The sequence below is a fragment of the Peptoniphilus sp. genome, from assembly GCF_022767005.1.
Classification (GTDB): domain Bacteria; phylum Bacillota; class Clostridia; order Tissierellales; family Peptoniphilaceae; genus Peptoniphilus_A.
Map to the genome: position 1 here is coordinate 1 of NZ_JALEOV010000062.1, position 13,475 is coordinate 13,475.

Sequence of the window (13,475 nt, forward strand, 5' to 3'; positions counted from 1 at the left end):
CTAATAAACCATCACTTGCAGAGATGACAGACAAGGCTTTAGAAGTCCTTTCAAAAAATGACAAGGGATTTTTCTTGATGGTAGAAGGTTCTGAAATTGATTGGGCAGCTCATTCAAATGATCCAGTTGCACTTGTTCACGAAATCAAAGCCTTTGACGACGCAGTAAAAGTTGCAAAGGACTTTGCAGACACACATAAGGACACAGTAATTGTTATAGCAGCAGACCACGGAACTGGCGGAATAACTTTTGGACACAGAAACATCACTAAGGGATATGACAAAGCACCTTTAAATGAATTTACAAACTTAATTTCATCGGCAAAAATTTCTGTAACAAAGGCAGCTGAAGAAGTAAAAGAAGATAAATCAAATGTTAAAGAAGTTATGGAAAAGAACTTTGGAATTAAAGATTTAAACGAAGAAGAATTAAATTTAGTAAAAAATGAAAAAGACATAGTATCAGCAATAGGAAGAATTATTTCAGCAAGAAGCCATATTGCATGGACAACTGGTGGACACGTTGGCGGAGATGTGGGATTATATTCATACTCAACAGCGGAAGGCGCAGAAAGATTAATTGGAACAGTTCACAATTATGAGATAGGAAAATATATTAAAGATTTACTAGACGTTGACCTAGATAAATTAACAGAAGAACTTTACCAACCAATTAGAAAGGGATTTGAAGATAAAGGCGCAAAAGTTGAATTTAAAGCAAAAGGCACAAATGATTATGAAGCAATTGTAACAAAGGGCGATGACAAAATTATTTTCCCTGTGTCAAAGAATTATGCAATTAAAAATGGCGAAAAAGTAGATCTTGGAGGACTTACAATTTACAGCACGAGATCGGTATATGTACCACAAAAAGCTTTTGAATTATTAAAATAAAAAAATTCTGCAAATAAATTTTATAAAATCCAAATATTTGAAAATTAGAATTAAACTTTCAAATTTACAAAAAACTGCGGCTACTTTTATAGCTGCAGTTTTACTTTTTTTCTATATTTGCGATTTCTCTTTGAATAAAGCGACCGGCGACATTTGCTATTTCTTTTACGCTTTTTATTTTTATAAAATTTCTATCAAATAAATATTTTGCATTGTCTACTTTGTCACTATTTAATATTGCTGAGGTGTGAATGCCTATTTTTTTCAGCTTTTCCAATTCCTTTTTCGCATCATCAAGAGATGCTTTATCAGAATATTTTTTGGAACTAAAAAAGCTTTTATTGATTAGAGGCTTTATGTCTCGTGGTAAGGCATCTGTAAGGACAATCATCATGTGATTTTCATTTTCTTCATCTATTAAATTAAGGTATCCACGGTAGAATAGTCCATCTCGATTCCAGCCCTGTGCCCTGTATTTAAAAATTTTCTCATAGTCAGACTTTTCTTCATAGCTTTTTAAGATTGTGATAATGGTATAGTCACCAACAGTTTCGTAGGAAATTACACGATTAAGTATTTCGTTATTTTCAAGAGATTTTGATACAATATACGCTTCTATGGCAATGTCGCTTTCTATATCCATTAAAGATGCAGAGGCATCGAGGACTAGATCCACCTTTATATTAGAGTGTAGATTTAAAATTTTTTTTGAAAAGATATTTACATTGTCAGAAATCATTGACTTGTAGGCGAGTTTTGAAATCAATTTGCCACTACTTGTAACCACTTCTTCTATACCGAGATGATTTGAAAGTGCCATTCTAATTTTTTTTGAAAGACTTTTTATTTGGGTATTATAAAAATTTTTATTTTCCTTAAATTTTAACAGATGTCTATTTATTACATCATCATCAAAATTTTCTTCACCAATATTTTTGTGGCTTAGACCTCTTGTATAGTGAAGTTTTGATTTTTTGTGTGCACCATATAAATATTTTTCTTCAATTATTTTCATTTCATCTTCGGAATAAATTGACTTTCCAAAGGTATCCTCGATGTATTTATATTTTTCCTTTCTGCGTCTTAGAGCAAAGGAGTACAAAAAACTCGTTATATTCTTAGTTTTTTTATTTTTGAAATCGCCAAATATTGTGGGTTTGTTAGATCTTTCAAGGCTTACAAATCCAATATTATCAAAAAGTGTAATATTATTTAGCGGAGAAAATTTTAAAACTTCATTTTTTTTGTAATTTAGATTTTCTATAAAGATGTTCAAGATTCTCTCTTCGAAATTATTTTTATCTGTATCACTATCTAATTTTAAATTTTCAAAAATTTTTTCTCTCTTGTAGCTTAGCTCATAACTTCGTCCTAATATAGAATTTACTCTTTTAAGCTGCATATCAAAAAATAAATTTTCTTTAAGTGCCAAATTTTTTCTTTGCAAGTCGTATTTGTCTTCCAAAAATTTTTTTGCATAATTTTTACGCAAAGTTTTCAAAACACTTCGAGAACTAACTTCTTTTTGATATATAAAATCTTCTAAGAGAAAAATTGCAAACATATCAAATTTATTTCGGTAGAGATTGTACTCCCAATTTGAAAATAATCTTTCGAGATTATGGCTTCCAAAATATTTTGAAGCAAGACCAATGATTAAATTTATATAAAAATCGGGATTTCCAGAGATGTCTTCACCTGTTATAAAGGGATCACTGTCATAGTCCATAGACCCATCCCAGATGACATTTTTTATTCTATTTTCTTGAATTCTTGAATTTTTCTTTAACATAATTATTCTACAAAAATATCTTTAAAAAATAAATTTTCATCAAACCTAGTTTTTATTAAGTCTTTTAAAATTTCCTCTTCATAAGCATCGAAAAGCTTGTTTGCAATAGTTAGCTCTAATGCAGAACTCAAGCTAAGGTCTTCTTTTACAAGGTCAATTGCATCAAAGATTCCCCTAAGGTCTGGTGAGTTGCTAGAAATTTCTCCAGCCTCTGCTTTTAATTTTAAATCGTAAAAGAAAAAGGCAATGTTACCTACGTATTCACTTTTCATATTTGGATATTCTTTTTTTATAAGATCTATAAGTTTTTCGCGGGAGATTAGGGGCATTTTTATTATTACAAAACGAGATAGGAGTGCTTCGTTTAATTCTCTAGTTCCTTCGTAGCCATAGTTCATAGTTGCGATAAATCTAGTAGCTGGGTGAAGTTTAATAATGTCATAGCCAGGTATGTCAATTATTCTTCTGTAATCTAGGATAGAGTGTAGCACAGCCATAGCTTCATTTTTTGCCATATTAATTTCGTCTAAAATGACGAAACCTCCACAGTTTGCAGCCTTAGTAATTGGTCCTTCACGAAAGATCACATTGCCATTTTTTAGAGTATCGTCGCCAATTAAGACGGAGCTGTCAATATTTATGTGAAAGGACAAATTCCAAAGAGGCCTTTTGAAAATATACGCGAGATTTTCAGCCAATACATTTTTGCCTGTTGATTTGTCGCCAACTAATAAGAGGTTTTTGCCAGCTAAAATTGCAGAGATTGCTTCCTTTAAAATTTCATCTCCAGAATAAAAAAAGTGAGGCTCGGGTATTCTATTTGCATATTTTTCATCTAATTCATAATTATTTATAAAATTTTCAATTTTATTTTTCATTTTACCCCTGCTCTATGGAATTTATTTCGTTTATAACATATAATTTTTTAAAATTTCCTAATCCTATTGCAGATATAATTATCTCTTGGTCTTCTTTTCCATTAAAATAAAGTTCAATAGTAGGATTATAGTAGATAGAGATGCCGGAAACTTCTTCCATTTTATATCTACTTGTGTCATCATCTTTTGTACTTATATTAAAATCATAAGTTGCGACAGAGCAACAAGATGCTTTTACATCAACATCTGGATTTATAAAAATTTTATTAATATTTTTCTTTTTAAGATATGCTAAAGCTCTATCCTTTAATATAAAATTCATAAAAACCTCCTAAATAAAAAAGGGTGGCATTCAACCACCCTTTAAATAAGCAATTAATCTAAAATTATAGATTCAATTCTAGTTTTATTTTTTCTACCAATTTTTACTACAAAGAATGCATATAGAGCTGCGATAACAGCTGCTGCAGGGTATGCAATTGAGAATGGCAATCCAAGTCCAAGGCCTTTAATGTTAATAATGAATGAGAATACTACAAATACATAGAAAACACCTGGAATTAAAGTAATAATATAGTTTTTGTCATTGTTAATTAAATAAATAGTAGCTACTGCAAGTGCGAATGTTGCTACAAATTGGTTTGTGAAACCAAAGTATCTCCAAAGTAAATTAAATCCATTAGGATTTGATTTTGCAAAGAATAAGATTGCAATTGCTGGGATAAATAGAACTGCAGAAAGGCCAGCTCTCTTTGATGGAGATTTTTGATCAATATTTAATTCTTCAGAGATTATAAGTCTAAGAGATCTAAATGCAGTGTCACCAGAAGTGATAGGAAGTGCGATAACGCCAAGAACTGCAAGAAGTCCTCCAACATTACCCATGAAGTATTTAGAAATTTTACCAACCATAAGAGTTCCAGCTGTATCAAGTGGAGCTTGTCCAGAAGAGAAAATAACCATTGCGCCAGCTGCCCAAACCATTGCGATGAAACCTTCAGCGATCATAGTTGAATAGAAAGTTACTCTAGCTTCAGATTCAGATTTAACAGTTCTAGAAATAAGTGTTACTTGAGAACCGTGGAATCCAGATAGTATACCACAAGCAACTGTAATAAAGAATGATGGTATAAATTTTTGTCCAAGTGGGTGCTTTGCAAGAAGTCCAGCATTAGCGAAAGATAAGTCTCCAGAGCCCTTAACAAAGATTCCAATAAATACTCCAATAGCAGAAATAAGTAGAAAAGCACCAAAAATTGGATAAATTCTACCAATTAATTTATCAATAGGTAGTACAGTTGATAGGATGTAGTAAATAAAGATTACAGCATAAATGATCCAAATAGCATTTGAATCAACGCCAACTTTAAGTACATCGTTTGCGATTAAGTCCCCAGGAGTGTAGACGAAAACTACACCAGTTAGAAGAAGCAAAAGTGCAATAACAACATTGTAGAATTTACGAACTCCATCGCCAATGTATTTACCAACTAGTTTTGGCACTTGAGATCCGCCGTTTCTCATTGAAATAAATCCAGTCATGAAATCATGAACTGCACCTGCGAAAACGCAACCAATAGGAATTGCTAGAAAAGCAATAGGTCCAAAAAGAATTCCTTGAATAGGTCCAAGTATTGGTCCCGTACCTGCAATATTAAGTAGGTTGATGAGCCAGTTTTTCTTTTCGCTCATTACTACATAGTCAACTCCATCTGCCTTTTTGACAGCAGGAGTTTCTCTGTCATCTGGCGCCAATTGACTTTCTACATATTTAGAGTAGAAAAATCCGCCGCCAAATAAAATTATAAGTCCAATAATAAATAATAACATAATATCCTCCTTTACTTTTATTGCTTACATATAAATTATAGAACAAATACTTTATAAATACAAGACAAAACAATTAAGAATTGCAACGTATAAATCGTTTGCATATGCTTTAAATAGCTGAGTTTTTTAAAAAATTTTCATAAAATATATATTTTAGAATGAAATAAATTATTAAGAATAAACTATGCAAGAATTTATAGAAATGTAAAAATTGATAATATTTTTGTAAAAGATATGAAGAGTTATAAGAGTTGGGAACGAGTTGGTCACGGAACAGTGAAAGGATGTAGAAACATATAAAAAGCACACAATGATTTAATCAACGTGTGCTTAATTTTAAATATTTATAACAATTTGTAAATACTAAATAAAATGGTCGGGGTGAGAGGATTCGAACCCCCGGCCCCATGGTCCCAAACCACGTGCGCTACCAAACTGCGCTACACCCCGACAATGAAAAATTTACAAAAAATTTAAATTCTTTATATTTAATTTCGAACAGATATTATTATAACATGAAAAATAGTTTTGTCAAAGCTTTTTTAAAAAATTTTCATAAAGGTTTGTAGAAAATGATTATAGTTGATTTATAAAAAAATTACAACTAAAATATAATTATTATTAAAGAAGGAGGGAACATGAAAGCTATTATATTTGATTTAGACGGAACATTAGTGGACTCTATGGGCTATTGGCGAAGTGTATCCAAGGATTTTATGAAGACAAAGGGAATAGACATAGAAGACGACTTACAACATAAAATGACTACAATGAGCCTTAGAACTTCTCTTAAATTTTTAAAAGATTACTACAATTTAGATGAAAGCTTCGAAGAATTATATCAGGGATTTAGCGAAACTGTTATAGATTTTTATTCCAATAAAGTAAAATTAAAGGATAATGCCATAGAAATTTTAAAATATTTTAAAAGCAAGGGAATAAAAGTTGTAATAGGAACATCTACGGCAAAGCATTTCGCAGACATTGTCATAAAAAAATATGGCATGGATAAATTAGTTGATGGGCTTTACACCGTAGATTCAGTGGGACATATCAAGGGCGAAGAAAAATTTTTCACATCAATAACAGATTTTTTAGGCGAAAAGCCAGAGGATGTATATTTAGTTGATGATTCCTACTTAGCCCTTAAAACAGCAAGAAGTGCAGGATTAAAAACAGTTGGAATCTACGATGAAAATTCTAAGGACAAGTGGAAAATAGTAGTAGAGGAAAATAAATACGCCATTACAAATTTAATAGAATTAAAAAATATATGAAACTATTTTTATTTTTTGCAATTAGAACAATACCTGCCTTCCTAATTACCTTTGTAGTTTTTTCGCTAGTGAGAGTGAAATTTTTTTCACACAGAAAAATAAATTCCAGTGGATTTAGAGAATTTTTATTAAGTGTATTTGTAGGTTACATTGCTTTCTTGGTGATAATGCTCTTTATGCCAAACTCCTATATTTCTGATTCGGGAATAAATTTAACCAATGAGCACTTTGATTTCGTTGGAAATTTTAAGGACAGAATTACATCAGGAGCGTGGGGCGTAAATTTAGTTCCCTTTAGGACAATAAGAAACTATGTAAAATATTCAGGATTTTTACACACAATGACAAATATAATTGGCAATATAATAATTTTTGTGCCTTTTGGAATTTTAGTTCCAGAAATTTTTCCAAAGACAAGAAATCTATTAAAGATACTTGTAATTACATCTATAACTTCTTTTTTTGTTGAGTTCATACAATTTTTTATAGGAAGGTCTGTGGACATTGACGATTTAATTTTAAATGTACTTGGTTCAGTGATAGGATATTTTGCATGGAAGAAGATTTTGCGATTTAAATTTGCAAAGAAAAAGAGGAGGAAAAAAGTAAGAGGGACTGAGATACACTAAAATTGACAAAAATCACAAGTTTTAGTATAATCTTAGTCTAATATATGGGGGCGAAAATGGTTTCGACGGGGATTTTGAGCTTTAAGTAGCGAGTCGTTGATGGATCACACAACGTAAAAATGGTCCATAAAAAATAAACGACGAAAATAATTTCGCACTAGCAGCCTAATTAGGTAGCAATCCGGCCAGACACCGCGAACTGTAACCGGGTTTCAAATTAGCGGGCAAACGAACTCTGTGACGCGTCATAGCAGAGGGGGTTAATGGCGCTACCGTGTATGAGTTTGACACTCTAGTAATACATGGAAAATTTAAAGAGGAGTCTGCACTCGGAGAATCTTTCTGTAAGAAGTCTTCGGACGTGGGTTCGACTCCCACCGCCTCCACCATTCATACTTAACCACAGTTAACCATATTGTGTAGAAATAGCCATTCCTTAGTGAATGGTTTTTTTATTTGTGTTGACAATTAACCATATTTAACCATATTTTACGCTAATTTCCCACCTAAAGTCCCCACCTGTTTTTTTAAATGAATGTCTATTTATAGCCATTCCAGATGATGGGTTTTTTGATTCCGCGATTAAGTCCCCACTTTTTGGATCTACTCAACTTTTAATAAATCCATCTTCACAGTTCCGTTTAAAACATTAAAAACATCTTTCTTCCCTTCCTCTACTGCGTGAATATACACTAGGGTCGTTGAAGTGTCTAAGTGTCCCATTTGCTGTGCTATGTTTGCTAAGGGTATATTGTTATAGGCAAGCATTGTTGCTGTTGTATGTCTTAATCCATAAGGTGGCACATACCTCAAATGGTGTCTTTCACAAAAGTTTTTCCACCAATTTCTAAAGGTGGATTCGCCTATATGTTCGCCCCTAGAGTTTGTGAATACATAATTATTAAATATAACAGTTTTTAACTTCAACTCTTTTGATTTTTCTTGTTCATTTTTATAATGGATCTGTAGCAAACTTATTGCTAAATCAATTAAGTCTATTTCTCTAGGTTCTTCATTCTTAGTGCCTTTTGTTATATAACCTGCATCTGTTGCTGCTAAGGATTCATCAATTAAGATTTTTCTTTCAATCCAGTTGATTTTATTCCATTTCAAGCCTCTTGCCTCTGCAGGCCTTAGCCCACACATAACAGTTAGGACATAAAATAGAAAATACCTTACAGGAGCATGCTTAGACAAGATTTCTAAGTGTTTTTGTACTTCGGATATGTTGTAGTATCTGTTTTTTGTTAAACGACGAGATACCTTAATCTTGATGGGTTTAAATGGATTTTTCTTTATTATATTTTTTGTAACTAATTCTTCAAATAGTGCATGAAGTGCTGTCAAATAATGCTTCTTTGTCTTTTGACTTAAGGGTTTATTGGTATTAATCCCTCTTTCAGTCTCTAGAAATTCAAAAAAGTTTCTTGCATCTGCTTCAGTAAAGGCCACTACTTTTTTATTTTTAAAAAAGTTTGCCACTCTTTTTCCGATGTAATCTCTATACCAATCTATTGTGTTTTGTTCAAGGTCATTGGTATTTATATACCATTCTCTTGCTTCAACAATATCTAACTCAGAGATTTTATTTGGATCAGATGCCTTTAGCTTTGTTTCTTCATACAACTCAGCTTCTATAGTTGCAACTAATGCCTTTAATTGGATTCCATTTAAATCTGTTTCAATTGTTCTACTGGGTCTATATCTTTTGCCATTAAAGTTATAGTCTCCCATGACTTTGATTTTGCCGTTTTTTAAAATTTTATATGACATATTTCCTCCTAAAAAATTTAGTAGGAAAGCTACATTTGCATCTTGGGGGATGCAGTAACCATAAAATTATGGTATTATATATAAAGAGACATATAGTCTCTATATGACATTTTCCTTGATTTCGTTTGGTCGCGGGTCAAGGATTTTTTTCTATTGAATTATATAAGTTTAACGCATATAATCTTATTACTAAAGATAATAAGTTTATGTTTGTAATATTTAAGGTGATTCTATGAGAATTAATAATATAATTTATAATGTTAAACAGGCATTTCTTGAAATAATAAGAAAATATATCTATTTAGTTAGCCCTATTATTGGTCTTGGAGCTTTTATCATACTTGAAAAAGCTAATTTTATTGAATCATCAAGCGACCAAAGCTATATTAACAATATTATTAATTTAAGCGGGGTATTGGCAGGTTTTTTATTTACAACATATGGTATTTTTATGTCATTACCAAACAATAGATTTATTCATTTATTGAAGTTTAATGGTTATATGGGTATAATCTATAAAACATTACTTTTTGGAATTGTTTTTTTAATATCATCAATGATACTAGGTTTGTTTACCAATTATTATAATTTAATAACTTATATATTTGTTTTTGGAATTTCAGAAACGATAACAAGTGTTTATCATTTCTATAAAGTTTTAAAATATTCGTCTAAGTCTAAATAGTCAAGCTCTCTGATAGAGCTTTTTTTATTTCATTAAAATATTTTTTTGCACCATCATTTAAGTAATCTAAAGGGAGTTCTATAGTCATAGTTTTTGTTAAATATCTTTTAATTAAGTCAATTGTTTCTGATTCATTATCTTCATTTTTTGCTGTGACCTTAAAGGTTTTAAAGTTTTTGCTAATTTTCAGTTTTTCTTTAAGAAAATCCTTAAACTTATCTAATTTGTTTTCTGTTGGGCTATTTATAACGCTAATATTTATTTTTACTTTTGATAAATCATCATTAGATAACCCAAACAAATTTTCAAAACTTAGGATTTGACTTGTTAACATTGAATTCTTAGAAAACTCCATTTCTGTATCTAAAATTGTCGTCATCCTATTTATTTTTGCTTCAATTTCTTGATCTATAATTCTTTCAACTTTTATTACAACAGAATAATCGTTATTAAAATTTTCAAGAAATTTGGTAAAAGGTTTTTGAAATGCTTTATATTGTGAGTTTTCCATAACTACAGCGGTTAATGAATCTGTATCAAATAAAAAGTATTTGTAATTTTCAATATTTAAATCAGTTTTATTAATGGAAGATCCATCTGAACTCTTTATTCTTTTCAGTACACCCTGTTTTATTTCGGAAGATTTACCAATTATTCCAAAAATCTTTTTTTCTTCATTAGGTAGCAATTCAATAAAGGAACCATCGTCCTCAAAATTAATAATGGATGATTCATCCGCATATTTATTACATTCCGTTAGTATAGAGTTTACATATTGTTCTATACACTCATCTGTTCCAAGTGCATAATTATCAAAGTTTCTTTGATTACCAACATTAATTAAAACCTTATAGTATTCCAAATTAACTTGCATAACTTCATTCTCCATTTAAAACTCTCCTCTCTAATAGCAATCGTTTAAAATTAATGCGTGCTTTGTATATTGGATAATATCATTTAAAGACATGGATTTCTCATCTTCAACTTTCTTACTAAAGTTTTCCATATCATCTAAAAACAGCTTCCTCGTTTTATAGGCTTGATAACTTACTCCATAGACATTTAAAACATAATTAGGTGGGAACTTTGCCGTCTTATACATCATATTTCTTGGCATTAAGAGTTCTCCTGCAAAGGCATCTGCAGATTTTTCTTTTACATAGTCGCTTAGATATTTGTACTTTGTGTGATGCTGCAGGAAGATGTGACCAAGTTCATGGGCAAGTGTGAATCTTTGTCTACTTAAATCAAAGTTAACATCATCTAATGCTATAAGATATCTTTTAGTTTTATAGTTATAGATGCTATATCCATCTAAGCCTAAGAGATCTTCTTTATGCACCTTAATATCTGGTCTGTATTTGATGATATCTTCCACATTTATAGGTAGCAGCTGTTCTTCATATTTAATTTTCTTATGAACGCAGTTAGCCATGCTTACTGCATAACGTATGTTATAGTTTAAATTATTCATATTACAAACCTTAGTTCTTTTTTAGATAAAAAATATATAGGGATCTTCTCCCTTATATATTTAGCAAAATATTAAAAATTAATTTATATCATACAAAAAAGCCCTGTACAGCAATGGTACAGAGCTTTTTTGATTTAGTGCTGTTCTAGAAACAGCGTACAATTATTTTCGTGATGAAATTAATCATCGTGTACCATTATTATAATATTGTGTTAAAAATTGTCAATTTTCATTCTGCTCTAATTTAGGCAATTGTATTGTAAAGCCTAGATCATTTGCAATTTTTTTATAAACAATAGGATTAGTTTTCCTTTTTAATTTTTCAAATCTTTTTCTAAGCGAATTATTCAATTGAATAAATTCTTGGTTAGTTAAAAAACATTTCATGGATATAAAAGCATTAAACACATCATTTCTAGGGGCATTTTTTGCTATATTTGAAGAATCATGCAAAAATTTATTATACCTATTATGCTTTATAAATTTATAATCTATTATTTTATTATTGTGGGCAATTATATTTCTAAATTCAACTAAATTTATCAAATAAGATTCTAATTGATCTGGTTCTAAAATAGCTTTTTCATCATTTACATTTATTTTAAGAAAATAACTTAGGTCTTTAGCAATTTTATTTTTAAGCTTCATAGGCATGTAAGAATAAAGTCTAGATGTTTGCCCGAATGTTAAATTATTTATTAAAATCCACATAGGTACATCGCCATGATTTTTGACATAATGAGCAATTGAATTATTCTCTTGATTAGATTTTATAGAAATGATATTAGACAATTGAGAAATATTCTTTGAAACTTTTAAGATTTTATTACTATCATAATTGTTTATATCAAGGTAAGAGTACCTAATATCTTTAAAATATTCGCTGTATCTAAAGGCAAATACTGATTTAAAAGTTTTCTCAACTTCTGTAATAAATCTAAAAAATATAGATTTTATATTTTTATCAAAATGATGTACATCAATAATATTTTCAAAATATGTTTCACTCATATATTTTTCATTAGAATTGAGAAAATATTTACTATAACAATTAATAATATTGTAATAATTATTATGTAATAAATAATTTTTGGCAGCATCTTCATCATTAAAATTTAGTTCTCTATTTTTTAGTATTTCTATTTGTTCATCTAATGACTTAAAAGGTTTCATAATAAAAAATACCCTCCATATATAATGAAGGGTATTTTCGCATACAAGTTCCCTTAGGAAGTATGATGCTAATCTCTAGCCTCATTATATATAAACATACTTGGTTTTGCAAGAAAAATTTTATTTTTTGTAGTCAAATGTATTCAAATACACTCAAATATAATCAAAAGAAACTATTTTTATTCCCTTTCATCTTCGAAGAAAGTTGCTTTTATCATTCTTAACATCATTTCTTTTTGCTCAGGTGTGAGGTTTTTGTTTGCTCTATAAAGCACAGACACTCCCTCAGGAAAATCTTCTTCTAATTCTGAAACTTTAGATTTTGAGCCATGAGAAAGTTTCGGGTTAGATGAGCGACCGAGTAAATAATCAGCAGTTACGCCAAAAAAATCTGCAATTTTTAATAGCTCATCACCTTTAATTGGTCTATCGTTTGTTTCTATACGGCTTAATACACTATAATTGATATCCAACTTTTCAGCTAATTCTTTTTGAGTTAGATTATTTTTTTGCCTTAATTCAGAAATACGATTTCTCACAATAACACCTCTCATTGCTATATTAACAATTTCATTATAGCACATTGCTAAAAAAGAAAAAATAACTTTGCTAAAACAGCAATTAAGTGTTGACATTGTGAAAATAGCAAATTATAATATAGATAAAGAATTGCTGATTAAGCAAATGGAGGTGAAAAATGAAAAATAAAATTAATTTAGAGTTTATAAAAAATAGAAGAACTCAATTAGGGATATCATCTCAAGAAATGGCTGAATCACTTGGATTTAAAGATGGCTCCACTTATTGGAATTATGAAAATGGGAAGTATAGAATTAAGGCTGATATGTTGCCAAATTTAGCCAAAAAGCTAGATTGTAAAATAACAAATTTTTTTATCCAATAATTTGCTTTTATAGCAAATAGAGTGAGAGGAGGTATTGATGGATTTAGAAAAGCTTAAAAATAAGTTGGGAAGTTATCTTCTTAAAGAGGCGACTGATTTATATAACAATTGCGAGAATTTAAGTGACAAGGTAGTAGTTTTAAATCTGATAATTGAAATTGTAAATA

At 30.0% G+C, this 13,475-nt stretch carries 14 protein-coding genes, 1 tRNA gene and 1 other RNA gene; 6 read left to right on the forward strand and 10 right to left on the reverse strand.

All coding sequences use genetic code 11. From position 1 onward, the window contains the following. Positions 1 to 893, forward strand: an 893-nt coding sequence (locus MR285_RS04925; protein WP_293558608.1) for an alkaline phosphatase, incomplete at its 5' end; no start/stop codon positions are given. Positions 894 to 993: 100 nt separating this feature from the next. On the opposite strand, the gene MR285_RS04930 is transcribed toward MR285_RS04925, so the two are convergent. From MR285_RS04930 to MR285_RS04950, 5 genes are all read right to left on the reverse strand, one after another. Beyond that, a complete protein-coding gene (locus MR285_RS04930) occupies positions 994 to 2,685 on the reverse strand; it encodes a VWA domain-containing protein (protein ID WP_293558610.1) in 1,692 nt (563 codons plus the stop codon). A gap of 2 nt (positions 2,686 to 2,687) precedes the next feature. Then, a complete protein-coding gene (locus tag MR285_RS04935; protein WP_293558612.1) occupies positions 2,688 to 3,563 on the reverse strand; it encodes a MoxR family ATPase in 876 nt (291 codons plus the stop codon). 1 nt (position 3,564) lies between these two features. Further along, positions 3,565 to 3,885, reverse strand: coding sequence for a hypothetical protein (locus MR285_RS04940; protein ID WP_293558614.1), 321 nt, complete (start codon positions 3,883 to 3,885; stop codon positions 3,565 to 3,567). A gap of 53 nt (positions 3,886 to 3,938) precedes the next feature. Next, complete coding sequence (locus tag MR285_RS04945; RefSeq protein ID WP_293558615.1) at positions 3,939 to 5,393, reverse strand: carbon starvation CstA family protein; 1,455 nt, start codon at positions 5,391 to 5,393, stop codon at positions 3,939 to 3,941. A 373-nt stretch (positions 5,394 to 5,766) separates the two neighbouring features. Beyond that, a tRNA-Pro gene (locus MR285_RS04950) sits at positions 5,767 to 5,843 on the reverse strand. A 188-nt stretch (positions 5,844 to 6,031) separates the two neighbouring features. Here MR285_RS04950 and MR285_RS04955 point away from each other — a divergent pair. The 3 genes from MR285_RS04955 to ssrA all read left to right on the forward strand — a co-directional run bounded on the left by MR285_RS04955 (position 6,032) and on the right by ssrA (position 7,688). Next, positions 6,032 to 6,670: an HAD family phosphatase gene (locus tag MR285_RS04955; protein WP_293558617.1), complete on the forward strand. Its 639-nt coding sequence runs from the start codon at positions 6,032 to 6,034 to the stop codon at positions 6,668 to 6,670. Positions 6,671 to 6,744: 74 nt separating this feature from the next. Next, positions 6,745 to 7,299 carry a VanZ family protein gene (locus MR285_RS04960; protein ID WP_293558619.1) on the forward strand — a complete coding sequence of 185 codons (555 nt, stop codon included), beginning with the start codon at positions 6,745 to 6,747 and terminating at the stop codon, positions 7,297 to 7,299. Positions 7,300 to 7,345: 46 nt separating this feature from the next. Then, positions 7,346 to 7,688: a transfer-messenger RNA gene (gene ssrA, locus MR285_RS04965) on the forward strand. 214 nt (positions 7,689 to 7,902) lie between these two features. Here ssrA and MR285_RS04970 read toward each other — a convergent pair. After that, positions 7,903 to 9,072, reverse strand: coding sequence for a tyrosine-type recombinase/integrase (locus tag MR285_RS04970; RefSeq protein WP_293558621.1), 1,170 nt, complete (start codon positions 9,070 to 9,072; stop codon positions 7,903 to 7,905). A gap of 232 nt (positions 9,073 to 9,304) precedes the next feature. Between MR285_RS04970 and MR285_RS04975 the strand changes: the two genes are divergently transcribed. Then, positions 9,305 to 9,757 carry a hypothetical protein gene (locus MR285_RS04975; RefSeq protein ID WP_293558622.1) on the forward strand — a complete coding sequence of 151 codons (453 nt, stop codon included), beginning with the start codon at positions 9,305 to 9,307 and terminating at the stop codon, positions 9,755 to 9,757. On the opposite strand, the gene MR285_RS04980 is transcribed toward MR285_RS04975, so the two are convergent. From MR285_RS04980 to MR285_RS04995, 4 genes are all read right to left on the reverse strand, one after another. Continuing rightward, positions 9,750 to 10,646: a hypothetical protein gene (locus MR285_RS04980; protein ID WP_293558645.1), complete on the reverse strand. Its 897-nt coding sequence runs from the start codon at positions 10,644 to 10,646 to the stop codon at positions 9,750 to 9,752. The genes MR285_RS04975 and MR285_RS04980 overlap by 8 nt on opposite strands. A 15-nt stretch (positions 10,647 to 10,661) precedes the next feature. Further along, positions 10,662 to 11,231, reverse strand: coding sequence for an ImmA/IrrE family metallo-endopeptidase (locus MR285_RS04985; protein WP_293558647.1), 570 nt, complete (start codon positions 11,229 to 11,231; stop codon positions 10,662 to 10,664). A 222-nt stretch (positions 11,232 to 11,453) separates the two neighbouring features. Next, on the reverse strand, positions 11,454 to 12,404 hold the full coding sequence (locus MR285_RS04990; protein ID WP_293558649.1) for an Abi family protein: 951 nt from the start codon (positions 12,402 to 12,404) through the stop codon (positions 11,454 to 11,456). A 179-nt stretch (positions 12,405 to 12,583) separates the two neighbouring features. After that, entirely contained in the window at positions 12,584 to 12,943 is a 360-nt protein-coding gene (locus MR285_RS04995) for a helix-turn-helix transcriptional regulator (protein ID WP_293558651.1), read from the reverse strand. 158 nt (positions 12,944 to 13,101) lie between these two features. Between MR285_RS04995 and MR285_RS05000 the strand changes: the two genes are divergently transcribed. Continuing rightward, on the forward strand, positions 13,102 to 13,308 hold the full coding sequence (locus MR285_RS05000) for a helix-turn-helix transcriptional regulator (protein ID WP_293558653.1): 207 nt from the start codon (positions 13,102 to 13,104) through the stop codon (positions 13,306 to 13,308). The last annotated feature ends 167 nt before the right edge of the window (positions 13,309 to 13,475 follow it).